Here is a 24907-nt window from a genome sequence, read left to right on the forward strand (position 1 = left end):
ATTATGAAGGCTTTGATGGTGTTTCTTCTACTGGCAGTTACCATGATCTTTTCCATTGACCCAAAAATTATTGAAGAGAGTATCCCGAGTTATCCATTGATATCCTATCAGACTTTGAAGCAAAACGATGGTAAGAACGGAAAAGTGTGGGTAGCCGTAGGAGGTTTTGTTTATGATCTTACCGAATCAGATGCCTGGTATAAAGGTACACACATGGGGCAGCACGATGCCGGGGAGGAACTAACCTACGAAATTTTGAAACAGTCACCTCATGGTCTGGTTAAACTGGATGGAAAGAAAATCGTAGGAATCCTTGCGTTCACAATGGATGATCTCAAAAAATTCAATGAAAAAAACGGAAACAAAGCGTACGTTGCAGTGAACGGAATAGTCTACGATGTGACACATTCAAAGGCATGGAGAAACGGTGAACACATGGGACGGCACAGTGCAGGCTCTGAACTCACGCACGAGATCTTGAAGCTTTCTCCGCACGGTCTTTCTAAGCTTTCCAACGTCTATCCTGTGGGTGTTCTGGTGTTCACCCTGGATGATTTGAAAAAATTACTCCGGAAAGAACGGAAAGAAAGCCTACGTAGCAGTTGAAGGAATCGTCTATGATGTTTCGTACTCCAGGGCATGGAAGAACGGAAACCACATGGGGCAACACAGCGCTGGAGAAGATCTCACATACGAAATCGTGAAACTCTCTCCACATGGTTTGGAAAAATTGGAAAATGTGTATCGAGTGGGATTCCTTGCTTTCAAAGAAGTACCGGAAGGTTTCGTTCTTGAAGGAAGCATACTGTACAGAGAAGGGTTGAAAAGGGGCTTCATTCTTCACTGAAAACGGGTATTTTGATACCCATTGGAAGACCGTAGCGATCTTTCGGTGGGTTTTCTGGAATCGTCTCCAGTGAAAACTGTCCGGAGAGGGCAAGGACCATAGCATCGAGAAGATCGTGGAGAGGAACCTTCAGTCTTTCCCCATTCTTTTTTAGTTCGTTCACATCGAGTGTGAGGAATTTATTTAGCACATTTATTCTCTGTTTGATTCCTTCTTTTGTGTGCTTTGAGGCAAGAAGTCTTCCAGAAAGTTTCAAAAAACAAAGTTCTGGGTGGGACTCACTGATCACACTGACCAGTGAGGGATTTTCTCTCAAGAAAAGATCCACTTCCCTCACTTTTCCCACGATGTTCCAGAACTGAACGGGAAATCCCTTTCCTTGTTTTTTCCTGTTGACCCTCAAGGCCTCTTCGTAGGTTTTCTGATAAACCGCTTTTCTGACAGGCACGGTGAACACACATCCTGCCCGCTTCGAAAGGATCTTCTGTGCAAGTTCGTCACACACTCTCTCACCGGTCTCTGGTAGTCCAATGGGAATGTCTACAAGCACAGGAAATCCTGGGAACAAGAAGCGTTCCATGAGTCCTATCTTCAAAATTTTGCGTTCTTCAACCAGAACATACACCCATCCCCTTCGTGTACCATCCACACCGGCCGTGATCATCGTGTACATTATAAACCGGGGGGATATCGTGGGATTCAATCCAATTGAAAGATCGAAAAAAATAGAAAGTATTGTGATGAAAGGCGGAAAGAGAAAATACTACAGGTTCAGGTACTCTCTGTACTACGGTGGGATTGTAACAGCGGACTCTGTTGGGTGTAACCTGCTCTGTGCCTACTGCTGGAACTATTTCAAGAACATAAGGCCAGAGAAGGTAGGAGATTTCTTCTCGCCAGAAGAGGTGGCAGAAAAACTCGTGGAGATCTCAAGAAAAAGAAGATGTGGTCTTTTCAGAATTAGTGGAGCAGAGCCGATTCTTGGAAGAAAATCAGCAGAACACACAAGAGAAGTGATGAAACTTGTGAAGGGAACGTTCATCCTGGAGACGAATGGTATCTTGTTTGGCTACGATCCATCACTGGTGGATCTCTTCGCTGATCTTGACGTTCTTGTGAGAGTGAACGTGAAAGGCTGGGACGAAGAGAGTTTTGAGCGGATAACCGGCGCAGATGGGCGGTATTTCTACTATCAATTGAAAGCCCTGGAGAACCTGTATGGAAAGGTGCGTTTCTGGATTGCTATAATGTACGATCTGTTCGGCGAAGAAGGATTGAGTGAACTCAAAAAGAAACTTCCTGTCCCTTGCAGGATGGAAAAGGAGTATCTGGAACCTTATCCTTTCGTTGTGGAGAATTTGAGAAGAAAAGGATTTTTATGAAGGAGGGTGAGATACCTCCCACCCTCTTTGTGATCTTCACTCAACGTTTTCTTGGGTTATAAGCTTCAATTCGACTGGGAAGAAGACTGTACCTGTTGTCAGGTATTCAAATGCTTTTGTGACTGCTAACTGACCCATCAAATAAGGCTGCTGTGCGATTGTTGCTTCCATTTCTCCTTTCTTGATGGCTTCTATCGCATCAGGAATGGCATCAAACCCTACCACAACTATTTCATCAAGTTTTCCAGTCGCTTTAATAGCTTCAATGGCTCCCAGAGCCATTTCATCGTTTTGGGCAAAGACAGCGTCAATATCAGGATGTGCTTCAAGGATGTTTTCCATCACTATGAGTCCTTCAGCTCTGTTGAAATTAGCAGTCTGCTTTGCTACAAGCTGTAAACCAGGGTACTTTGCAATCTCCTCTTCAAAACCCTTTCCTCTATCCCTTGCCGCAGATGTTCCAAGAATTCCCACGAGTTCCACCACTTTTCCTTTTCCGTTCAAAACTTTCGCTATGTACCTTGCCGCCATTCTTCCGCCTTCAACGTTATCGGAAGCAATGTGGCACACCACTTTTCCACCGTTTGAAGCTCTGTCCACTGTTATGACGGGAATACCCGCTTCGTTTGCACTTTCCACAGCTGATACAATCGCATCACTATCAGTTGGGTTAATAATTATGAGATCGACCCCTCTTTGAATTAGGTCCTCAATATCGTTGAGCTGTTTTGCCGGGTTGTCTTGAGCATCCAGAACAATCAATTCGATCCCCAGTTTCTCTGCTGTATCTATAGCACCATCTCTTAATGTCACAAAGAACGGATTGTTAAGCGTTGACAGTGAGAGTCCCACGACGTACTTCGCTCCGAATGCTGCTCCCAGCATAAAAAGTGCTACCAGCAGAGTAAATACTAACTTCCTCATAACATCACCTCCCTGAGATTTTTTAGGTGCTTATTTTTCTCTTTCCAAAAGAACCGCTGCCAGAATGATGCTTCCTTTTACTGCTTGCTGATAAAATGGTGAAACATTCAACAAGTTGAGACCGTTGTTTATGATTCCCATGATCAAAGCCCCAAAGAGTGTTCCTAATACTGTTCCTTTTCCTCCGGAAAGACTTGCTCCACCAAGAACTACCGCTGCAATAGCATCAAGTTCGTATCCCTCACCAAAAATAGGTTGAGCACTGTTGAGTCTTGCTATTAGGATCATGGCACTGATAGCAGAATACACTCCGCTTAAGGTGTAAAAAATAATCTTGTAATTGTCAACGTTGACTCCACTTAATCTAGTTGCCTCTTCATTGCCACCTATTGAGTACGCGTATAAACCGAGTTTCGTTTGGGAAAGGAGGTACCATGTCAAAAAAAAGACCCCAAACATTATAAAAACAGGAACAGGGATCGAGAAAATCTCACCACGACCAATAAATCTGAAGGCATCGCTGAAACCCGTTATTGGCATACCGTTTGTGTACAGAAGGGTAAAGCTTCTGGCAATTGCCATCGTTGCGAGTGTTACAATGAAAGGTTGTAGTTTCGCCTTGGCTATCACAAAGCCGTTGAAAAGACCAAAAAGAGCTCCAACTCCCAGGCCAGCCAACACAGCTAGAAGAATGGATCCTTGCTTCAGAATTGATGCAAGTACAACGGCGCTGAAAGCAAAAACAGATCCCACCGAGAGGTCTATTCCACCGGAAATGATGACGATGGTCATTCCAAAGGCTATAATCGCTTGAACGGAAACCTGCCTCAACACGTTGAGCAAATTAGAGATCGTTAGAAATCTATCGGAAAGGATCGACAGAACAACTAACAGTGCGATGAATCCAACAACTACCGGGTATCGCCTCATAAGATTCCATATCCCTTTCATTTTGCTTGCACCCCCACTGCTGCTTTCATGATGTTTTCTTGGGATATTTCATCTTTCTCCAGCAATGCTGTCATTCTGCCTCTATGCATAACCATCACTCGATCACACAGATTCACTATCTCCGGTAACTCAGAGGAAATGAAGATAATTCCCGTCCCTTCATTTGCCAGGTGGTTCATCAGCTCATAAATTTCCACTTTAGATCCCACATCGATACCACGGGTTGGTTCTACAAACACGGCAAGTCGCGGTTTCTTGGCGAGATATTTTGCTATCACCACCTTTTGTTGATTACCACCTGATAGATTCTTAACCAGCTGCTTAATGGATGGTGTCTTGATGTTCAGTTGCTTTACGAATTGCTCAGCAATCCTGGCTGATTGCTTCCAGTTTATTTTCATGAATCGTGAAACAATATCTGTATTTGGTAGGATGATGTTCTTAATCACACTCAACTCGAGAATAAGACCCTGAGTTTTTCTATCTTCTGGGACCATAACGATACCATTTTTCAAAGCATCTAAAGGACTTTCCAATCTTGTTATATCCTTTCCAAAAAGTGTCATTCTTTTGAAAAAGGATTTCATGGCTCCAAAAAGTCCCAAAGCAAGTTCACTTTTACCGCAACCAACCAACCCTGCTATCCCAAAGATTTCCCCTTTTCTCAGTTCGAAAGAAAGAGGTTCTACATAGCCTGGTACGGAGAATTCCTCTACTTCAAAAATTACCTCCTCTGTGCATTTGTTGAATTTAGGATACATTTCCGATATTCTCCTTCCTATCATCATCTGTATAATGGTGTCACGATCGTAGTCTCTCAAACTTCCTGTTCCTATCTTTTGTCCGTCTCTCAAAACGGTGATCCTGTCTGCTATTTCAAATACCTCATCGAGACGATGCGATATGAATACTATAGAGATTCCGCGTCTCTTTAAATCGTGCATTATTTCAAAAAGCCTTTTTACCTCGTGTTCGGTAATGGTTGCAGTTGGTTCGTCCATTATCAGAATCTTAACTTTCCTAGAAAGTGCTTTAGCTATGGACACTAGCTGTTTCTCCGAAACACTCAATTCTTCTACCCTTTTATCAGGCTGAATATCAAATTCGAGCTGCTCAAGGAGCTCTCTGGCTTTTCTTACGAGATTTTTCCTCGAAACGTTCCAATTTTCTTCCAATCCCAAAAAGATGTTCTCAGCCACTGTAAGGTTCTCACAGAGGCTCAACTCCTGATGAATCATCGATATCCCATAGTTCTGCGCTTCGAGAATAGAGTTAAAAGTCACTTCTTTTCCATCCAGGAAGATTTTTCCCTCATCTGGTCTGAGAATTCCTGATAATATTTTCATCAGAGTACTCTTACCGGCACCGTTTTCTCCAACGAGTGCATGAATTTCCCCCCTTCCCAGGTCAAAATCCACTTTGTCAAGAGCCACTACCCCTGGGAAGCGCTTCGTAATTTGTTTCATTTCGAGCAATTTCAAAATATCACCCCACTCACGAGGATGACGTTCGAATACGGCTTGTCCGCTCCTGTCCTTACAAATCCTTTTGAAGTTCTGGAAATTTTTTTGAACTCCTCATGAGGTATGAATTCTATTTTTACATTACTATTGTTTTTCTCTACGAGATTAATCAGTAAATCTCGAGTCTCAGAATTTTTTTCGTTCATCTCCTCAGCCAGAATGATTTTCTCAATCTCTAATTCCTTTAGAATAACTTCTACCACTTCCAGAAGGCCAGGTTTTCCCTTGTCAACCACTAAATCTACTTTTTTGGCTCCATCAGGTATAGGGAAACCCATATCAACTATTGTCAACATGTCGGTATGTCCCATGTTTGCCACCATCTCGGATATGGTAGAGTTAAGAATTCCCATTCGTTTCATACTCTGATCCTCCTTTGGTTGATTCTCTGATGATCAACTCTGTTTCAAGCACGATCTTTTTATTTTCCTTACTTTTCCCACTTATCATCCAATGAAGTATCTTTGCGGATTCATAACCCATTGCATGGAAGGGTTGCCTAACCGTTGTCAACGAGGGTTTATAATGTTTACTGAAAGGAAGATCATCAAATCCGGTGACACTCACATCTTTTGGAACTCCATATCCCATTTCTTCCAGAGCATCTATTGCCCCGTACGCCATAAGATCGTTCCCACAAACAATAGCATCGGGAATCTTCTTCAATTTTTTCACAAGTGAAAAACCACTTTCATAGGTGAATTGTCCGAAGAAAACCACATAGTCCTTTATCCCAGCTTCTTTGAGAGCATCCACAAATCCCTTTAACCTTTCCGTAGCACTGTACGTTCCTTCTTCTCCATTCAAAAAGGCAAACGATCTGTGCCCTGTCTTTACCAAGTACCACACAAGTTTTTTCATACCGTTGTAATTGTCGCTAACCACATACGGTGCATCGTACCCTTCGTACACCCTGTCCACAAAAACTACTTTCACTCTATTTAGGATGCTGCTCAATAGTCGATTGTTACTTCCTGCACCTATCAGTAACAATCCATCCATTTTCTTTGAAACCAGCATCTCAATTAACTTTTCTTCTTCTTTAACATCATGATTTGAACTACAAACAACCAGGGAGATCTTTTTCTTTTTGAAGAAATCCTCAGCTCCTTTGATGATGAGCGAAAAGAATGGGTTTGTTATGTCAGGTACAATGAATCCCACTGTGTCGGTGTATCCCTTCCTCAAACTTCGTGCCACCAGATTCGGTGTGTATCCCATTTTCTTGATAACCTCAAGTACTTTTTCCTCAAGTTCTTTTCTCACCGGTGCACTTTTGTTTATCACTCTTGAAACTGTAGAAGGTGAAACGCCTGCCTCACGTGCTATATCTCTTATGGTCACTTTTTTCATAATTTCACCTTCAAAAACTCTTCTACTTCCTGCCGTGAGGGTATAGAACTTTGAGCCCCTAATCTTGTTACAGATATAGCCGCCGCTGCCATACCGAAGATCACAGCATCTTCGAGATTCTTACCTTCTGCCAGCCCAACAGCGAAAGCACCATTGAAGACGTCGCCAGCTGCTGTCGTATCGACTGCGTTTACTTCAAAAGCTGGAAAGTGCTTTTTTCCCTTCTTGTTCAGCAAAAGAATTCCTTTTTCGCCGAGTTTTACAAGAACGTTCTTTACACCTAGTTTCAAAAATCTTTCAGCTGCGTTCTCAACTGTGGAAAAATCTCCAAAGATTTCTCTGGAGAGGGTTTCTATCTCCTCCTCGTTCGGCGTAAGATAGTCCACGTATTGAAAGATCTCTTCATTTATTCCCTGTGCTGGAGCGGGGTCGAAGATCACAATACCGTTGAACCTTTTTGCACACTCCAGAGTAGTTTCAAACGGGATCTCGTTTTGAAGAAGTAAGATTTCGCTTCTGGATAGTTCTTCCCAGTCTATCAATTCTTTCTTGAGTTCCGCGTTCGCACCGGGAAAGATGATGATTCTGTTCTGGCCGCTTCTGTCCACCTCTATGAAAGCTCTTCCAGTAGGGACATTTATCTGGATGTACCCTTTTATTCCATGCCTTTCAAAATTATCCGAGAGGATTTTTGCATAATCGTCGTTTCCCAAACATGTCAAAAAACGGCAGCTTTTTTCTCCTATTTTTGCAACGGTCACAGCCTGATTTGCCCCTTTTCCACCGGGAAAAATGTTCATCTCAAGTGCCTTTTGAGTTTCTCCTGGTCTTGTGAAGTGATCGACCTTGAGGACGATGTCTATGTTCGAACTTCCAACAACCGATATCATTTTGTTTTTCCTCCCCATGTGGATCTTTTGAAAACGTTTTCGAAATCGTTTTCACGAGAATGGTAACACAAATAAAAGCAAAACGTCAACCTGAGAAAAACGAAGAAAATCCACTACAAACACTTATAATTTCCGTTAATCGTCAGAAAATAGATTTTTTCCACATTATCTACGAACGAAAAAGTCTAAATCATAAAATTCCATGGTAACATTCTAGGAGTGGAAGGAGGGATTTCTGTGAAAAAGGGCCTCATCGTTCTGATAATTGTTCTGATCGTTGCGGTCGTCATCATCGGTACCACGATCGGATATTACAATTACCTTGTTTCGCTGGAACAGGAAGTGGAGGAAAAGTACAGCCAGATCCAGAACCAGCTCCAGAGAAGAGCAGACCTCATACCCAATCTCGTGGAAACTGTGAAGGGCTATGCTGCACATGAGAAAGAGATTCTCGAAGAGATAGCGAACGCAAGATCGAAACTGATAGGTGCAAGAACACCACAGGAGAGCGCTCAGGCCGATGCAGAACTTTCATCAGCCCTTTCAAGACTTCTTGCCATAGCGGAGAACTATCCCAATCTCAAGGCTGACACGAACTTTCGCCAGCTCATGGATGAACTCGCCGGAACGGAAAACAGGATTGCAGTTGCTCGAAGAGACTACAACGAAGCGGTGAAAAGATACAACACCGCTATAAAGAGGTTTCCCGGTGTGATCTTTGCAAGGATGTTTGGATTCGAAGAGAAACAGTACTTTGAAGCAAGGGTTGGAGCAGAGCAGGTGCCAGAGGTGAAGTTCTGATGAGAAGAATTCTTTTTCTGATTCTCATTGCTTTATTTGTTCTTTCGTTTTCAGTTGAGTTTCCAGAGCCCACTCCGTACAAGTATGTGAACGACTACGTGGGTGTGCTGGATTCAGAAACGGTGGAAAAGATAGTTGCCGTTGGAAAAGAACTGGAGAAAAAAACAACGGCTCAGATCGTTGTGGTGGTTGTTCCTTCACTCTCTGGTCTTACGGTGGAAGAATATGCGAACCGGCTTTTCAGGGAATGGGGAATAGGTCAAAAGGAAAAGAACAACGGGGTGCTTCTTCTTGTTGCGATGCAGGATAGAAAGGTGAGAATAGAAGTTGGATACGGCTTGGAAGGAGCCATTCCAGATGGAAAGGCAGGAAGAATCCTCGATGAATACGTGATTCCCTATTTCAAAGAGGGAGAGTACAACAAAGGTATCTACTATGGCTATCTGGCGATCGTCAGAGAGGTGGCCAGAGAGTACGGGGTGGAAATCACAGGAACCTCAGACCTTCCTGAAAGAGGAACGGACATCAATGGTCTTTCCATTATTATCATCGTCGTCGCGTTCATCATCTTCTCTTCCATCATGGGAAGGGGAAGATACTGGTACAGAGGTCCCAGGTTTCCGGGTGGATTCGGTGGACCCAGGGGTGGATCAGGTGGCTCTGGGGGCTTTGGAGGAGGATCCTCCGGAGGCGGTGGTGCATCAAGAGGATGGTGAAAAAGCCCCGGGTTTCCGGGGCTTCATCTTTCTATTGCTTCTATCTGTTCTGCTACGAAGTTGACGATTTCTCTTATGTACTCCCTTGAGAAGCTCAACTCTATTCCCGCTGCTCTGTATACTTCGTCTACTGAGGCTGAACATCCCACGGATAAAAACCTCTGGTAGTCTTTCAGGGTTTTCTCCGGATCTTTCAGGTAATTCCTGTAAATTGCAAGGGCACCGATCTGGGCTATCCCATACTCTATATAATAGAACGGCACCTCGAAGATGTGAAGTTGAAAGAGCCATCTTGTTTTCTTTTCCTCATCCAGATTTGACCAGTCCACTCCGGGATTGAACCTGTCCATCAGGTGAGCAAAGTATTCGTCTCTTTCATCTGGTGTGTGATCGGGATTGGTGTAAATCCAGTGCTGGAAAGCATCCACTATCATGCACCACGGCAAAAAATAAAGTGTGCCTTCGAGTTCTTCGATCTTTGCCTTTTTGAAATCTTCCGGGTCTTCGTAAAACTCCTTCCAGTACTCCATGGAGATGAGTTCCATCGACATCGAGGCGAGTTCAGCAACTTCCATTCTGTGAGGTCTGTAGAAGGCTGGAAGGTTCAGCGTTTCGAACGAGTGCATCGAATGTCCCAGCTCATGGAAAATCGTTCTCACATCCCCTGGCTGTCCGACAGCGTTCATGAAGATGAAAGGAGCCCCCGTCTTTGGAAGTGTATGGTTGTAGCCCCCTGGAGCCTTCCCTCTTCTGTTTTCAAGGTCAAGGAGTCTCTTCTCTTTCATGAGACGAAATCTTTCTGCAAAGAGGGGGTTCAATCTTTTCAGGGCCCGCTGTGTTTTCTCTACGAACTCGTCTGTTGAAGAAAATGGTTTCAACACCTTACCATCCACATCCACTGCCGTGTCCCACGGTCTTACGCTCTCAACACCGAGTTTTTTCCGTCTGAGTTTTGTTCTTTCCATCAGGTACGGAACCACCTCTTTTTCCACAGCAGCGTGAAACTCAAACAGGTCTTCTGGTGTGTACTCGAATCTTCCCTTCAACCTGTGCATGTAGTCTCTGTAGTTGGAAAAGCCAGCGTTCAGAGCCTGCTGGTGCCTTATACCTTTGAGTTCGTCGAAGAGTTCGTTGAGTTTTTCTCTCACACTCCATATTCCTTCGTACCTTTTCCTCCAGGCAAGCTCCCTTGTGGATCTGTCGGGGTCTTTCAGATAGGTGGAGAGTTGCTGGAGGGTTTTCTTTTCCCCTTTGAACTCCACCTCGATGCTTCCAACGAGCGTTCCATAGTTTTTGGCCAGTATACTTTCTTTCACCTGAAGAGGAACGTTCCCTTCCCTGAAAAGTTCCACGTCGTTTTTGAGAATCCTTATCATGTGTTCGTATCCAAGAGGCGCAAAACGTTCGTTTTCAACGATCTTTTCTTTGATCTTCTGTTCGTAAGGTTTGAGTTTTGCAACGACCTCTTTCATGAACTCTTCGTAGGATTTTGCGTACTCTTTGTTGTCTGCGTTCACGGTCATTTTGATGTAGAGCCAAGCGTGTTCTTCCTCCACTTGATCGAAGAAATCCGTTACCCTGTTAATAAAACTTCTGAAGTCTTCAGAAGAAGAGATGGAAAAATTCAGAAGTTCGTTCACCAGAGGTTCAACATCTTTCCACTGCATCCACTGCATCCCTCCTTCGCAGGTGTTCTACTAGTATTCTCACTCGAATTCCTTCAATGTGCTTTGTTTTAATTCAGATGTTACTTGGTTCGGAAAGGTAATTAGTATATACTCATTATCTAAAGGAGGGAGCAAAAAATGGAAAAGATTCTCTATCTCGATCCGTTCTCCGGGATTGCAGGTGATATGTTCCTTGGACTTCTTGTCGACCTTGGTGTTGATCCTGAAGAACTCAAAAGACGCCTTTCAAAACTGGGCATCGAGTTTGAATTGAGAATAAAAAAGGTCAACAAAAAGGGTATAACCGCAACGAAGGTGGACGTTGTCTTTCCAGGAAAAGATCACCACGAAGACCACATGGATCACGAGCACCACGGAAGACATCTTTCAGAAATAATGGAGATACTCGAAAGACTCGAAAGTCCCGCAAGAGAAAAAGCAAAGAGGATGTTCGAAACCCTCGCCGAAGCAGAAAGCAAGGTTCATGGTCTTCCAAAAGAGAAGGTTCATTTCCATGAAGTAGGGGCTATGGACGCGGTGATAGAAATCGTGGGAGCTGTGATAGGACTGGAACTTCTCGGTGTGGAAAGAATCTTTTGCGGCACCGTCAACACAGGGAGTGGCTTTGTGATGACAGAACACGGTAGATACCCGGTCCCAGCCCCGGCAACCGCGGAACTTCTGAAGGACATACCGATCTACATGGATCAAAAGGTGCGGGCAGAACTTGTCACACCAACGGGAGCTGTGATCTTGAAGGAATTGGTCGACGAGTTCAGAACACCGATTCTGAGAATAGAAAAGGTGGGATACGGAGCAGGGACAAGAGATCTTGAGATACCGAATGTTCTTCGAGGCTACCTCGGTTCTCTGGAAGGAAAAAGTGAAAGAGACATCCTCATAGAGACGAACGTAGACGATATGAATCCTCAACTTTTTGGATATCTCATGGAAAAACTGTTCGAAACAGGTGCAAAGGACGTTTTTTACACACCCATATACATGAAGAAGAACCGCCCGGCTGTGAAAGTTTCTGTCCTGTGTTCTGAGGAAAAAAGAGATCAGATTCTGAAGATTCTCTTCAAAGAAAGTACCAGTATAGGTGCAAGGATTCTCCACCTCGAAAAGGTGGAAGCTCCTCGCAAGGTGATAACAGTGGAGACAGAATACGGAAAGATCCCTGTGAAAGTAGCATATTTTGATTCTGAAGCCGTGAACGTCTCTCCAGAGTACGAAGCCTGCAAAAAGTTGGCACAGGAAAAAAAGATACCACTCAAAGAGGTTTATAACGCAGTCTGCAGAAAGATATCGGAGGTTCAAGGAAATGTTTGAGAGCATCCTGAAAGCTCTTTTAAAGGGTGAAATAACACTCGATGAAGCAGAAAGGAAAATCCTGGAGACGTTCTATGAAAGAACTGATGAGTTGATGCTCGATCTGGAAAGAGAAAGACGGCAAGGCTTTCCTGAAATCGTTTTTGCATCTGGGAAAACTCTCGAACACATAATCCTGGCCGTGGAAAAGTTTCTGGAGAAGAAGGGAGTCGCTTTTGTTTCCCATCTGGATGAGGAAAAGAAAAAGTTGGTAAAGGACAGATTCAGAGAGTACGAGATAAAAGAAGCAGGCAGACTTCTGGTTGTAAAGAAGAACAATCTTTCAGAAAGACTGGATGGAACAGTGGGCATAATAACCGCGGGAACTTCCGATGTTCCCTTTGCTGAAGAGACTTCTTTCATACTCGAAGAACTTGGTGTCACGGTGAAAAAGGTCTACGATGCGGGAGTTGCAGGAATACACCGATCTTTTTACGCAATGAAACAGGTAAAGGATGCTGATCTCATCGTAGTTTTCGCCGGGATGGAAGGAATTTTACCCTCTCTGGTTGCTTCTTTGACGGATCTTCCCGTGATAGCGGTTCCCACACCTGTCGGTTACGGACACGGTGGAGAAGGTATGGGAGCTCTTACAACGATGCTTCAAACGTGTGTTCCTGGCCTTCTTGTGGTGAACATAGGAAACACCGTCGGTGCCGCTGCAGCCGCCGTGAGGATCCTGAGGAAAATCGGGAGTGCAAGAAGATGAGCAAGATCAGAAAGATCCTGGAGGCTCTGAAAGAAAAGAAGAAGGTTGTGGTGATGTTTTCGGGAGGAGTGGACAGTACACTCCTTGCAAAACTCTCTTACGAAGCACTGGGTGAAAACAGTGTGGCGCTCACAATAGATTCTCCTGTCATTCCAAGAAGAGAAATAGAAGAGGCAAAAAAACTGGCAGATCTCATTGGAATAAGACACGAATTCATCGAGTTGGACGAACTCAAGAGCAGACATCTCATAGAGAATCCTCCAGACAGGTGTTATCTGTGTAGAAAACTGAGAGACAGCGTTGTGAAGAACTGGGCAAAAGAACATGGATTCGAAGTGGTAGCGGACGGTTTGAATTTCTCTGACCTTCGAGATTACAGACCGGGTGTGAAGGCCTCTACGGAGGATGGTATCTGGCATCCTTTCATAGACTTCGAGGTGACAAAGGAAGAAATCAGGGAGTTCTCAAGAAAACTGAACCTTCCAACCTGGAACAAACCTGCCATGGCCTGTCTGTGTTCTAGATTCCCATACGGATTTGGTCTGGATGAGGGGAAAGTCAGAATGGTGGAGGCGGCAGAGAACTTTCTCAGAGATCTTGGCTTTGAAGAGGTGAGAGTAAGATTTTTCCCGTACAGAGTGGCACTGATCGAGTTAAAGAAGGAGGATATGGGACTTTTCATGGAAGAAAAGGAAAGGATCGTTTCGAGGCTTCGAGAAATAGGTTTTTCCTTTGTGACGCTGGATCTGGAAGGTCTGGTGAGTGGTAAACTGAACAGGACCATTGAAGATGTTTCAAAGTAATTTCTTGGTAACTAAGAAGAAATATTAGTTTACGATACTATATTGTACGGAAGTATATTTTTGTATTATCTACTTTAGAAGATATAAAGAAACAAAGTGTAGATATGTCAAAATTTTATCATTCACGATATTAATCAATAGAATATTAGTTGATATAGCTATTCTTGTTTTATATCAAATAATCTTCGGTACCTCAACACCTTCGCTGGCTATTTTCAGGTATATGGAAGTGGTTGAAATGTTGGCGTGACCAAGAAGGGCCTGTATCTTGTTCAAGGCGATTCCTCGCTCTATCAGAGCTACAGCAAAGGAATGTCTGAAGATGTGCGGTGTCACCTTCTTTCTTATTCTAGCCTTTCTGGCGTATCGTTTGACCGCTCTCTGTATCGATCGAACAGAAGGTTTCTTCTCGAAAAAACCAGATCTTATGAGTTCTTCCACCAGATCCCTGGAGACGTTGATAATTCTTTCTTTGTTTCCTTTTCCTCTTATCCTTATCCTGGCGGTATCGTTCAGTGAGATGTCCTGTAATGAGAGGTTTACAAGCTCTGACACCCTCATTCCCGTGTTGGCGAGCACTTTGAAGATCGCTCTGTACATTCGATGATCACACACCTCGATGATGCGCTTGATTTCATCGAGTTCCACGGCCTTTGGTAGCACCGTGTGGCGAGGGGGTTCGGCTTCGTTCCAGAAGCGATCCTGCACGTTCAGGATTCCCCTGTCTGCCTTCCAGTTCAGATAGTTCTTCACCACAACGAGTTTGTTGCGCTGAGTGGTGGGGGCGTTGTTTGATATCCTATGTAGATACTCTTTCCAGGAATCGGGGGTGACAGGTTCGTACTCAGCGAACTCTTTCAGAATGGAACGGTACTGATACAATGTTCTTTCGCTTCTTTTCTTCACTATCCTGAGATACTCAAGGTATTCTTCCATAGGAACCACCCTCTAGATTCAGATCACTGAAAAACAGGTTCTTTGTTTCTTTTTGCATGATACATGGCTATATCCGTCTTCCTGATGAGATCGTCGAGTACTTCAGAATAGAAAGCCACCACGAAGTTTCTAGGACTCTTGGATCGCACTCCATACTCGTATTCAGGAAACATGAAGAATTTTCCATCCAGTCTTGCGAATATCAGATAAACCGTGAAGGGGTACAGCGTTTCATGAATTCCTTTGAGCAGCTTCATGACTTTTTCCTCTTGTTGAAAGACATCAACGTCACTCACAACCCTAAAGATTTTTTCGCACCTTCAAATCGTTGCGAATACCGGAAAAGAACGTCAGCACGAAGAACAAGATGGCAACGAAAAGGGAAAAACGAAATAAGCTTGCTTTCAACGTAAGTTGTGAGATTCATACCTTCGTCCATGGTTGAGCCCTCTGATAAAGATGACGGAACTCACGGAATATTATACGATATATATGTCGTAAAATGTCAATTTTACGACACAGACAAATCAAACGAAGTTCTACAACCGAAGAAAAGAACTTGACTTTTTTCAAAAGGTAAAAGGCAAGGCGCATTGGAAAGACTACATTGATAAGAAAAGTCTTCGAAGATACAGAAGCCTTTTACTACTTTGTGGAGGTTAAGAAAGAAGAGACACTCCTGAGAGATCTGAGTTTCTCTTTCTCAAAAGCCGTGTACAACAGCTGGTACGATTTATTCTCTGAACTCTTCAACAGATACGAGTACATCGTGTTCGATGAGTTTCAAAATTTCCATAAGGTGAATCCGGATATCCTCTACGCTCTTCAGCACGCATGGGACGATAACAAAAACAAAACAAAGCTGATCGTACTCGGCTCTTATGTGGGTTTAATGAAGAACATCTTCACGAATGAAAAGATGCCGTTGTTTGGCCGAGCAGACAGCATCATCAACATCAAAGAATTTCCTCTTGGTGAAACAATTTCCATGTTAAAAGACTTTGGATACGATGTTTGCGAGGCATTCCAGATATACGCAATGGTGGGAGGTGTTCCAAAGTACCTGTGGCTGTTCAAGGACAAAAGAGACATCGAGCAACTGATCTACGACATCTTCATCGATGAATTTGCCCCTCTGAGAGAAGAGGCAAGGAACCTTTTGATATCAGAATTCGGTTCAGAACACAAGACGTACTTTTCTATACTGGAAGCAATTGCAGGGGATATGAAATCACTGTCTGAAATTTCCGATTCTTCTGGTATAGATGTAACAAAGCTTTCCAAATACCTGAGCGAGCTTTCGGAGGTCTACGAGATACTGTCAAAAGAGCGTCCTTTGCTCTCCGAAAAAAAGAGGAATTACAAATACAGGATCAAAGATCACTATTACAACTTCTTCTTCAAAAACATCTACAAAAACTACTCCATCATGGAATACGCCCCAGAAAAAGCTCTTGAAATCGTCTGGAGTAACTTCAATCAATACATGGGCTTCCAGTTTGAAGAGATATGCAGGCAGTTCCTTCTGGAAAATCCCAGCCTTTTTGGTTTCACCCCGAAAGCCATTGGAAAGCACTGGGGAAGGGTTCCTCACAGAAAGAACGAATCGTACGATATAGACCTTGTCGCATACGATGAGGAAAACGTGTTGTTTGGGGAATGCAAGTGGTCTAACAAAAAAGTGGGAGAAGAAGAATATCGAAAACTTCTTCTGAGGAGTGAATACGTGAATACTGGAAAAAGAAAAAAGATCTACGCTCTGTTTTCCAGAAGCGGCTTCGAAGAAAAACTCCTGAAAATGAAGAGTGAAAACCTGTTTCTCATCACACCAGGAGATATGATGAGGGTGTATGGAGTAGTAGAATAAAATAAATAAAATAAAGAATGAAAAAAAGACATTAAGGGGAGATACCATGACCTTCAAAGAGGCTGCCTATTTTATCCTGAAAAGAGAAAAAAGGCCCATGACGGTAAAAGAAATAGTAGAAATAGCCTTGAAAGAGGGACTGATAAAAACCTCCTCCAAATCACCTGATAGAGATATGGCGGTAAATATCTACGATGACATCAGATTGAATGGAAAGAATTCACCGTTTGTGAAGGTAGGAAGGGGGCTTTTTGGATTGAGAGAGTTTGAAGAACAAGAAAGAAAAACAACCACTGAAGGAGTAGAGCATCTTACAAGAAAACTCAAGGAAACGCAGTACAGGAGCAACTCTCCTTCAGAGTTCGAAGAGGTTCTGAAAGAAGCCTTTTCTTTTCTTGGATTTGAGACGGACCTCATAGCAACACCTGGAAACACAGACGTTGTTCTCAAAGCGAACATAGGACATGAATCATACACTGTGAACGTGGATGGAAAAACCAGCAAATCCGGAAAGATCTCAGACGTTCAGATAGACTGGCTCTCACTTGAAGATCACAAAGGGAAAACTGATGCAGATTTTGTTGTGGTTGTAGGTCCTGACTTTGCAAAAGGAAATGTGGAAAAAAGAGCCCATAAAAGTGGTGTTGTCCTTCTAAAGGTGAAAGATCTGATAGAACTTTTGAAAGAACATATCAGATACCCATTCAACCTGCTTGAGTTAAAAAGACTCTTTGAAACACCCGGTGATGCTGGTCATGTCGTAGAAGAAATCATAAGCGCTCATCGGAGCAGAACACATTTTCTGGAAAACCTGAAACTCATCGTGGAGGAGATGGACAATCTACAGAGTGTGCTCGGGTACTTCACCGTTGATTCACTGGTTGCAAGAACGGTGGAGAAAAAACTGGAGCCTCAGATGATAAAAAGCGTCATAGATCTTCTGAATTCTCCCTTGATAAAAGCTGTTGAAGAGGTTTCTGAAGGAAAGTACGTCCTTATCATGAACAAAAAAAATTTGTCACGTGTTTTCAAGCAAATGGCTGGTTTGTTTGAAGAGGAAGAAAAGAAAGAAGAAAGGGAAGTAGCATTTGTGGAAAACAACGAAGAAAACAAGAAACTTGCAACGAAGTATTTCAAATGGGAAATAAAAAACAAATCGGTGGTTGCTTGGGCTCGGAAAGAGAACCCGTATCAGCATTTTTGTCCTCTTAAGCATTTTCATTTCATCATAAGAAAAATTGTGGAAGTGTTTAAAAACAATGCTGAAGTGAGTTCTAGCACAGTTTTCTCTCTGCTCGAAGGTGAAGAATTGGTACCAGGAAGACCATTCCGTGGCAAAAGCGAAAGGTACAAGATGGACATGGCACTGGGCATCCTGGAACTGGAAGGGTTCATCGAATGGACAGGAAAAAAGATGCCTGTGACGTACAGATTGAAAAAACCTGTTGAAGAGATAGAAAAATGGGTGGCACAGAGGTTTGGAATGTAACGGGGGGATTTTTTATGGTTAGTCTAAGGGAAGGATGCATTGTAGAAGGAATTGTAGGCGAACCCATCAGAATTGAAAAGATCCAAGAGATTGGAAATTATATACGCATTCTGGGAATCACACTGAATTCAAAAGAATTTGTGGATAGGATTATAGAAAAGGATCAACTGGATAAACTAAATGTTCTGGAGTTCAAAAGAGATCTCATGGGAGATCCTGAAAACGTTTTTCTCTTCCTGGAGGCAACACGATTCAGATATGCTTCTCTCTTCGATCCTTTGCTTGCCGTGAATGTTTCCAAAATAGATCCCCTTCCATTCCAGATAGATGCGGTCTATGGATACATTTTAAAACAACCCCGCATTAGGTTTCTAATAGCTGATGATCCCGGTGCTGGAAAAACAATAATGGCCGGTCTTGTTTTGAAGGAGTTGAAACTCAGAGGTGTTGTAAAGAAAACACTGATCGTCGTGCCGGGGCATTTGAAAGACCAATGGAGAAGAGAACTGAAAGAAAAATTCGATGAAAAGTTCGTTGTTCTTGACAGGGGAACGTTCAACACCCACTATGGTGAAAATCCATGGGAAAAATACGATCAGGTGATAACGTCTATTGATTTTGCAAAGCAGGATGAAATCCTCACAAGTTTAAGTTCTGTCATGTGGGATCTGGTGATCGTGGATGAGGCTCACAAGATGGCAGCCTACAGATATGGTGATAAAACCCAGAAAACTCAAAGATACAAACTCGGTGAAGTCCTTTCCAGAAATTCCAACCATCTTCTCTTTCTAACGGCTACTCCTCATAAAGGAGATCCAGAAAATTTCAGGTTGTTCCTGGATCTTCTGGTACCAGGATTTTTTGCAAAAAGCGAGATGATAGATGAATCGATTAGGAACAAAGACAATCCGTTCATCAAAAGGCTAAAAGAAGACCTCAAAGATTTTGAGGGAAAACCTATCTTCACAAGAAGGTTTCCAAAGACAATAAAGTTTCGACTGTCCGACGAAGAAATGGAACTGTACAACGAGGTGTCCAGATACGTGGTGGAGCAATACAACAAAGCGATTCAATCGGATAAAAAGAGAAATGTCGCCTTCGCTCTGGTTATTCTTCAAAGAAGGATGGCATCGAGTACCTATGCCCTTTTGAAATCACTCGAAAGAAGGAAAACAAGACTGGAAAAAATTCTGAGAGGCGAAGAAAAGCAAAGAGAAACTGTGTTCGATGAGGACATATATGAAGAGGAACTTGAAGAAAAAGAAGTATGGAAGAAAGAAGAAGAATGGGAGGCTGTCACATTAGCACAGAACTCAGAAGAGTTGAAAGAGGAGATAAGAACACTGGAAAAACTCATTGAAAAAGCAAGCCGTATAGTAAGGGAAGAAAAAGAAGTGAAGCTCAAAGAATTAAAGGAAGCAATCGAAGAAGGGTTCAGGAAAATCAGAGAGATGAACGGAAGTCCAAAAATACTGATATTCACTGAATCGAAAGACACCCTAGATTACCTAGTCGAGAAGATAAAAGGATGGAACTACAAGGTCAATTGCATCCACGGTGGGATGAGTATGGAAGATAGAATAAAAGCAGAAAAGATCTTCAGAGATGAGACAGAAATAATGGTCGCTACAGAGGCCGCGGGAGAGGGTATAAACCTTCAGTTCTGCCACATCATGATAAACTATGACATTCCCTGGAATCCGAACAGATTAGAACAGAGAATGGGAAGAATCCACAGATATGGACAGCAGAAAGATGTGTATATCTTCAACCTCGTTGCAGATAACACAAGAGAGGGAATGGTCCTTTCCAGATTGTTCGACAAACTTGAAGAAATAAGAAGTAAACTCGGAAACGACAGGGTCTTCGACGTCATAGGAGATGTGTTTGAAGGTAAAAATCTCTATAAACTCATAATCGAAGCCGTTACCAACGCCAAGAGCATGGATGATATTCTGAAAGAGCTAGATATAAAGCCCGATGAGGAATACATAGCGAAGATAAAAGAAGTTCTTGGTGAGAGTCTTGCCACCAGGTTCATTGACTACACAAGAATAAGAGAAATGACCGAGAAAGCAAAAGAATACAGGTTGATACCAGAATACGTTGAGGAGTTTTTCAAGAAGGCTTTCACCAAAGCAGGTGGAAAGTTTGGGGAGAACAAAAAAGGCTTCATAAGCATAGAATCAGTTCCTTATGAAATAAAGAAAATAGCAAAAGATGGTAACTTTAAAAACAAATACGGAGAGTTGATGAAAAGATATCCCAAGGTTACTTTTAACAAAGATGTTGCCTTCAAAAATCCCGATGCTGAATTCATCGCTTTTGGTCACCCACTTTTTGAAGCACTTCTCGAATGGATAATTTCCAGTTACAGAGAGGATGCGAAGAGGGGTGCCATGTTCAAAGATCCGTCCGGAAAATACAACGGATACATTTGGCTTTATGTGGGACAGGTCAAAGATGGAAAAGGAAAGACAGCGGGGAAGAAGATAATAGCCTTATATGATGATGGAGAAAGTGTGAAAGAAATCAATCCTGTTATCCTGTGGGATCTTGTTCCAACAAAGTGTGAGTTCTGTTCTGATACAATTCCGGATGAAAGTAAACTTTTAGAATTTGCGATTCAAGCAGTGGAAAGTTACAGAGAAGAATTACTCCAGGAAAGAAAAAAGCAAGCCGATATAAAGAAGAAGTACGGGCTGAGGTCTCTTGAATATCTCATTCGAAAGTTAGACGAAGAACTTTCCGAACTTTACGATCGTCAAGCCAGAGGAGAGAAAGTGGATCTACCTATAAGAAACAAAGAAGACCAGAAGAGAAAATACGAAGAAGCCAAAAAGGAACTGGAGAAGGAAATAGAACTGGAGCAAAATCTGTCCATATCGACGCCAGAACTTCTGACAGTCATCAGAGTGATACCTGAAAAGAATGAAATGTCAGAAGACGAAGAAATAGAAAGAATAGGCATGGAAATTGCCATGGAATACGAAAGAATGAATGGAAGAACACCGGAAGATGTGTCCAAAGAGAACCTTGGGTTTGACATTCGATCAAAAGATGAGAGAACAGGTGAAGTGAGATACATAGAGGTCAAAGCAAGATCGGGTGAAGGTGAGGTGGCTTTGACTCCCAACGAGTGGTTCAAGGCGAAAAGGTTCAAAGATCAGTACTATCTATACGTTGTGGCAAATGCAGCAGCAAATCCCACTCTTTACATCGTTCAAAATCCAGCCGACAGGCTCTCAGCAAAAGAAAAGGTCGAAATAGTAAGGTTCATAATACCTCTTGAGGAGTGGAAGAGTAAAAAGACGGAGTTGTGGGAAAAATGAAAGATGATCTAAGAAGAGAAATTGAGAGCGCCCTCAGAGAAGAAAGATTTACACTGGTCAAAATTATACTCTTTGGCTCAAGAGCATGAGGGAATCATACATCGGAAAGTGACGGGAATATTCTCGTTGTGGTGAAAGAACAACTCAGTTCGGTGAAAAAAACGGGATATCTGGCTAAAGATTTACAAGGCTTTGCACCGGATCAGGAATTTGAAAGCGAAAAATTTGTGGTTAACACGATATCAAGCGAAGCTATAAAAGAAGGGATACCGGCAAAAGAGATATTATAAAGCGCTGGATCCAGAAAGCTGAGCCTGATCTGAAGACTACCAGAATTCTGATGGAATTCGAAGTTTCTCCCAAAAACTTCTCATTACCTTCACAGACACAAGGGTTGGGAAAACGATATAGCCACCTTGCTTGAACTTTGTATTGAAAAAGACGAAGACTTTAAAAAACTCGACTTGGAAAAGCTGGAAAAACTCACGTTTTATGCCATTTAGATATCCTGATACCTTCTACATACCTTCACGAGAGGAAGCCAGGGAAGCCCTGGAATTTGCCGAAAAGGTAAGAGATTTCACCCTGAAAAAGCTTGGAGGGGTGTTGAGATGAACGATAAACGCTACATCGAAGAGAGTTTTCCAGTGAAAGAAGTGAGTGACATTTCTTCAAAGGAGAAAAACATAAGACACGGGCATATATCAACTCTACATATCTGGTGGACTCGCAAACCTCTGGCATCTTCAAGAGCTACGAGTTATGCCGCGTTAATTCCTGCTCCAGAAGATCCGGAAGAATGGGAAAAGACAAGGCAGTTCATAATAGAACTTTCAAAATGGGAAAATTCTCTTAATCAGCATATTATTGAAAAAGCAAGAAAAGACATTTTGAAAGAAAATGGAGGAAAGCCTCCTAAAGTTTTAGATTCGTTCTCAGGAGGTGGCTCAATTCCCTTAGAAGCGTTAAGGCTGGGATGCGAAGCCTATGCGGTTGAATACAATCCTGTTGCCACTCTAATCTTAAAATGCACCCTTGAGTATCCGCAAAAATATGGAAAAACAAAAGAAGTAAAGAATGATTGGGGATTGCTTGGAACTCAAACAAAAAACCCCCTTCTTGAAGATGTGAAGAAATGGGGAAACTGGGTTTTAGAGGAGGCGAAGAAGGAGATTGGAAAGTTTTATCCCAAGGATGAGGATGGCTCCATTCCCGTAGGCTATATCTGGGCAAGAACAATTCCATGCCAGAATCCTGCATGCGGAGCAGATATTCCCTTAAAGCACCAGTTCTGGCTTGCCAAAAAGAGAAACAAAAAGGTTGCCCTTTATCCATATGTGGAAGGAAAAGAAGTTAAGTTTAAAATTGTAGGCGATGGCTACGAAAAAATGCCAGAAGGTTTTGACCCATCGAAGGGCACGGTTTCCAAGGCAATTGTAGTTTGTCCTGTCTGCGGTTCAGTGGTGGATGCAAATACCACGAGGAAACTCTTTCAGCAGGGAAAAGCAGGACAGAGAATGGTGGTTGTGGTTTCACACAAGTCCGGAGCAACAGGAAAGATATACAGGCTGGCAACGGAAAAGGATCTGGAAGTTTTCAGAGAGGCGGAGAGGTATCTGGAGGAGAAGAGGCAAAAACTCATAGAAGAGTGGGGCATTGACCCTGTGCCGGATGAGGAATTGCCACCGGAAGAAACCCTTGGTTTTCGTGTTCAAAGATATGGCATGCTCAAATGGGGCGACCTCTTCAACTCCCGCCAGAAGCTCGCTTTGATAACATTCACTGAGAAAGTGAGAATGGCTTATCAGAAGATGATTGAGGAAGGATATGAGAAGGAGTATGCAAAGGCGGTGGTGAGTTATTTGGGGTTAATTCTTAATCGTTTAGCGGATAAAAATGCAAATTTGGTGGTTTACAATGTCGTAGGAGAAAAAATTGAACATGTATTTGGAAGGCAAGCACTGCCTATGACTTGGGATTATATCGAACTGAATGTATTCAGTGGTGGAAATGGAGATTGGATTGCTCACCATAACTGGATTCTCAATGTCCTCTCCCACCTCTCCCAGATCCCGCCTGTAGAAAACAACGGTAAACAGATAATCCCCACCATCAAGCAAGCCTCCGCAACAGAACTTCCCTATCCCGACAATTACTTTGATGCTGTTTTCACCGACCCGCCATATTATGACAATGTGCCCTATTCTTATCTTTCCGACTTCTTCTATGTCTGGCTGAAAAGGAGTATTGGTGATTTGTATCCTGAACTTTTCATGACACCTCTTACACCCAAATCCAAAGAAATCGTTGCCTATTCCCATCAGAAAGGAGGCTTTGAGGCAGGCAAGAAATACTTTGAAGACATGCTCAAAAAGGCATTTCAGGAGATTGCAAGGGTTTTAAAACCCAATGGCATCGCAACCATCGTCTATACCCACAAATCCACCTCCGGCTGGGAGACCTTAATTAATTCCCTTCTTGAATCTGATCTTGTTCCCACTGCATCATGGCCCATTGATACGGAGATGAAGGAAAGGCTCAGGGCAAAGGAATCCGCCGCCTTAGCTTCGTCCATCTACTTTGTCTGCCGAAAGATGGAGAGAAAGGATATGGGCTGGCTTAACGAAGTTAAAGAGGAGATAAAGAATCACATCACGAAAAAACTCGAATCCCTCTGGGAAGAAGGTGTGAGTGGAGCAGATTACTTTGTTGCCGGAATCGGTTCTGCTATAGAAATTTTTGGAAAGTACAAAAAAATAATGGATTATGAAGGAAGAGAAATAAGTACTGAAGAGCTCCTTGAGTACATAAGGCAGGTTGTGACTGATTACGCAGTAAAGCAGATACTGCATAACGGAATTGCCGGCGAACTTTCGCCGCTTACAAAATTTTATATCCTCTGGCGTTGGGCTTATAAAGAGAGCAAAGTACATTTCGATGATGCAAGAAAACTGGCGCAGTCCATTGGTGTATACCTAGAAAAAGAATGGAACAGAGGATTTATAAAAAAGGAGAAAGAATTTATAATGGTACTAGGACCTCAGGACAGAAAACTTGAAGAACTCAAAAGCGCAAGAGATTTGATAGATGTTCTTCATAAAGTTTTACTTTTGTGGAAATCTGGAAACAAGGAAGAGATGAAAGCAGTTCTGAAGGAAACGGGATACGGTGAAAAAGAGTCTTTCTACAGAGTTGCCCAGGCAATATCTGAAACGCTTCCACTTGAAAGCAAAGAGAAAAAACTCCTTGATGGTTTTCTCAGCGAAAAGAACAGATTGGTCAGAGAAATCACCGGTGAGTTTGAACAGAGAAGGTTATTCTGAAACTTTCGTCAACCAGAAGTTTT

23 protein-coding genes are annotated in these 24907 nt (G+C 42.8%); 13 read left to right on the plus strand and 10 right to left on the minus strand.

What is annotated here, in order from left to right:
* Nucleotides 1–3: 3 nt before the first annotated feature.
* On the plus strand, nt 4–606 hold the full coding sequence (locus AS006_RS05550; RefSeq protein WP_199167423.1) for a cytochrome b5 domain-containing protein: 603 nt from the start codon (nt 4–6) through the stop codon (nt 604–606).
* A 4-nt stretch (nt 607–610) separates the two neighbouring features.
* Entirely contained in the window at nt 611–847 is a 237-nt protein-coding gene (locus tag AS006_RS05555; RefSeq protein ID WP_101513373.1) for a hypothetical protein, read from the plus strand.
* Here AS006_RS05555 and AS006_RS05560 read toward each other — a convergent pair.
* Nucleotides 834–1472 (minus strand): DUF429 domain-containing protein, encoded by a 639-nt coding sequence (locus AS006_RS05560; RefSeq protein WP_233185658.1) that lies wholly within the window; start codon nt 1470–1472, stop codon nt 834–836. The genes AS006_RS05555 and AS006_RS05560 overlap by 14 nt on opposite strands.
* 67 nt (nt 1473–1539) lie before the next feature.
* Here AS006_RS05560 and AS006_RS05565 point away from each other — a divergent pair, with 67 nt between their 5' ends.
* Nucleotides 1540–2229 carry a radical SAM protein gene (locus AS006_RS05565; RefSeq protein WP_101513375.1) on the plus strand — a complete coding sequence of 230 codons (690 nt, stop codon included), beginning with the start codon at nt 1540–1542 and terminating at the stop codon, nt 2227–2229.
* A 36-nt stretch (nt 2230–2265) separates the two neighbouring features.
* Here the strand turns inward: AS006_RS05565 and rbsB are convergent, their stop codons facing one another.
* The 6 genes from rbsB to rbsK are packed head-to-tail and all read right to left on the minus strand — an operon-like array spanning nt 2266 to nt 7870.
* Nucleotides 2266–3153, minus strand: a complete 888-nt coding sequence (gene rbsB, locus AS006_RS05570; RefSeq protein ID WP_101513376.1) for a ribose ABC transporter substrate-binding protein RbsB — start codon at nt 3151–3153, stop codon at nt 2266–2268.
* Nucleotides 3154–3183: 30 nt separating this feature from the next.
* Nucleotides 3184–4104 carry an ABC transporter permease gene (locus AS006_RS05575; protein ID WP_101513377.1) on the minus strand — a complete coding sequence of 307 codons (921 nt, stop codon included), beginning with the start codon at nt 4102–4104 and terminating at the stop codon, nt 3184–3186.
* On the minus strand, nt 4101–5585 hold the full coding sequence (locus AS006_RS05580; RefSeq protein WP_101513378.1) for a sugar ABC transporter ATP-binding protein: 1485 nt from the start codon (nt 5583–5585) through the stop codon (nt 4101–4103). The genes AS006_RS05575 and AS006_RS05580 overlap by 4 nt, the downstream gene beginning before the upstream one ends.
* The gene (rbsD, locus tag AS006_RS05585; RefSeq protein WP_101513379.1) at nt 5582–5989 is read right to left on the minus strand and encodes a D-ribose pyranase; all 408 of its coding nucleotides are present in this window, start codon (nt 5987–5989) and stop codon (nt 5582–5584) included. The genes AS006_RS05580 and rbsD overlap by 4 nt, the downstream gene beginning before the upstream one ends.
* Nucleotides 5967–6980, minus strand: coding sequence for a LacI family DNA-binding transcriptional regulator (locus AS006_RS05590; protein ID WP_101513380.1), 1014 nt, complete (start codon nt 6978–6980; stop codon nt 5967–5969). Before AS006_RS05590 ends, rbsD begins: the two co-directional genes overlap by 23 nt.
* The gene (rbsK, locus tag AS006_RS05595) at nt 6977–7870 is read right to left on the minus strand and encodes a ribokinase (protein ID WP_101513381.1); all 894 of its coding nucleotides are present in this window, start codon (nt 7868–7870) and stop codon (nt 6977–6979) included. Before rbsK ends, AS006_RS05590 begins: the two co-directional genes overlap by 4 nt.
* Before the next feature lie 237 nt (nt 7871–8107).
* Between rbsK and AS006_RS05600 the strand changes: the two genes are divergently transcribed.
* Nucleotides 8108–8671 carry a LemA family protein gene (locus tag AS006_RS05600; protein WP_199167425.1) on the plus strand — a complete coding sequence of 188 codons (564 nt, stop codon included), beginning with the start codon at nt 8108–8110 and terminating at the stop codon, nt 8669–8671.
* Nucleotides 8671–9387 carry a YgcG family protein gene (locus tag AS006_RS05605; protein WP_101513383.1) on the plus strand — a complete coding sequence of 239 codons (717 nt, stop codon included), beginning with the start codon at nt 8671–8673 and terminating at the stop codon, nt 9385–9387. Before AS006_RS05600 ends, AS006_RS05605 begins: the two co-directional genes overlap by 1 nt.
* A gap of 23 nt (nt 9388–9410) precedes the next feature.
* Here AS006_RS05605 and AS006_RS05610 read toward each other — a convergent pair whose 3' ends face one another.
* Nucleotides 9411–11054 (minus strand): M3 family oligoendopeptidase, encoded by a 1644-nt coding sequence (locus AS006_RS05610; protein ID WP_101513384.1) that lies wholly within the window; start codon nt 11052–11054, stop codon nt 9411–9413.
* 138 nt (nt 11055–11192) lie between these two features.
* Here AS006_RS05610 and larC point away from each other — a divergent pair, with 138 nt between their 5' ends.
* The 3 genes from larC to larE are packed head-to-tail and all read left to right on the plus strand — an operon-like array spanning nt 11193 to nt 13937.
* Nucleotides 11193–12386: a nickel pincer cofactor biosynthesis protein LarC gene (larC, locus tag AS006_RS05615; protein WP_101513385.1), complete on the plus strand. Its 1194-nt coding sequence runs from the start codon at nt 11193–11195 to the stop codon at nt 12384–12386.
* On the plus strand, nt 12379–13134 hold the full coding sequence (larB, locus tag AS006_RS05620) for a nickel pincer cofactor biosynthesis protein LarB (RefSeq protein ID WP_101513386.1): 756 nt from the start codon (nt 12379–12381) through the stop codon (nt 13132–13134). Before larC ends, larB begins: the two co-directional genes overlap by 8 nt.
* On the plus strand, nt 13131–13937 hold the full coding sequence (larE, locus tag AS006_RS05625) for an ATP-dependent sacrificial sulfur transferase LarE (protein WP_101513387.1): 807 nt from the start codon (nt 13131–13133) through the stop codon (nt 13935–13937). Before larB ends, larE begins: the two co-directional genes overlap by 4 nt.
* Nucleotides 13938–14111: 174 nt before the next feature.
* On the opposite strand, the gene AS006_RS05630 is transcribed toward larE, so the two are convergent.
* Both AS006_RS05630 and AS006_RS05635 read right to left on the minus strand, forming a co-directional pair.
* Entirely contained in the window at nt 14112–14873 is a 762-nt protein-coding gene (locus tag AS006_RS05630) for a tyrosine-type recombinase/integrase (protein WP_101513388.1), read from the minus strand.
* A gap of 23 nt (nt 14874–14896) precedes the next feature.
* Nucleotides 14897–15130 carry a hypothetical protein gene (locus AS006_RS05635; protein ID WP_101513389.1) on the minus strand — a complete coding sequence of 78 codons (234 nt, stop codon included), beginning with the start codon at nt 15128–15130 and terminating at the stop codon, nt 14897–14899.
* A 350-nt stretch (nt 15131–15480) separates the two neighbouring features.
* On the opposite strand from AS006_RS05635, the gene AS006_RS05640 reads away from it, so the two are divergent.
* From AS006_RS05640 to AS006_RS05660, 5 genes are all read left to right on the plus strand, one after another.
* Nucleotides 15481–16740, plus strand: coding sequence for an ATP-binding protein (locus AS006_RS05640; protein ID WP_233185660.1), 1260 nt, complete (start codon nt 15481–15483; stop codon nt 16738–16740).
* A gap of 46 nt (nt 16741–16786) precedes the next feature.
* On the plus strand, nt 16787–18229 hold the full coding sequence (locus AS006_RS05645) for a winged helix-turn-helix domain-containing protein (protein ID WP_101513390.1): 1443 nt from the start codon (nt 16787–16789) through the stop codon (nt 18227–18229).
* Nucleotides 18230–18243: 14 nt separating this feature from the next.
* On the plus strand, nt 18244–21561 hold the full coding sequence (locus tag AS006_RS05650; RefSeq protein WP_101513391.1) for a helicase-related protein: 3318 nt from the start codon (nt 18244–18246) through the stop codon (nt 21559–21561).
* Nucleotides 21562–22053: 492 nt separating this feature from the next.
* Nucleotides 22054–22176, plus strand: a complete 123-nt coding sequence (locus tag AS006_RS09715; RefSeq protein ID WP_101513392.1) for a HEPN domain-containing protein — start codon at nt 22054–22056, stop codon at nt 22174–22176.
* On the plus strand, nt 22173–24884 hold the full coding sequence (locus AS006_RS05660) for a DUF1156 domain-containing protein (protein ID WP_101513393.1): 2712 nt from the start codon (nt 22173–22175) through the stop codon (nt 24882–24884). Before AS006_RS09715 ends, AS006_RS05660 begins: the two co-directional genes overlap by 4 nt.
* Nucleotides 24885–24907 lie beyond the last annotated feature (23 nt).

This window comes from Thermotoga sp. SG1, from assembly GCF_002865985.1.
In the GTDB taxonomy this organism is placed as follows: domain Bacteria; phylum Thermotogota; class Thermotogae; order Thermotogales; family Thermotogaceae; genus Thermotoga.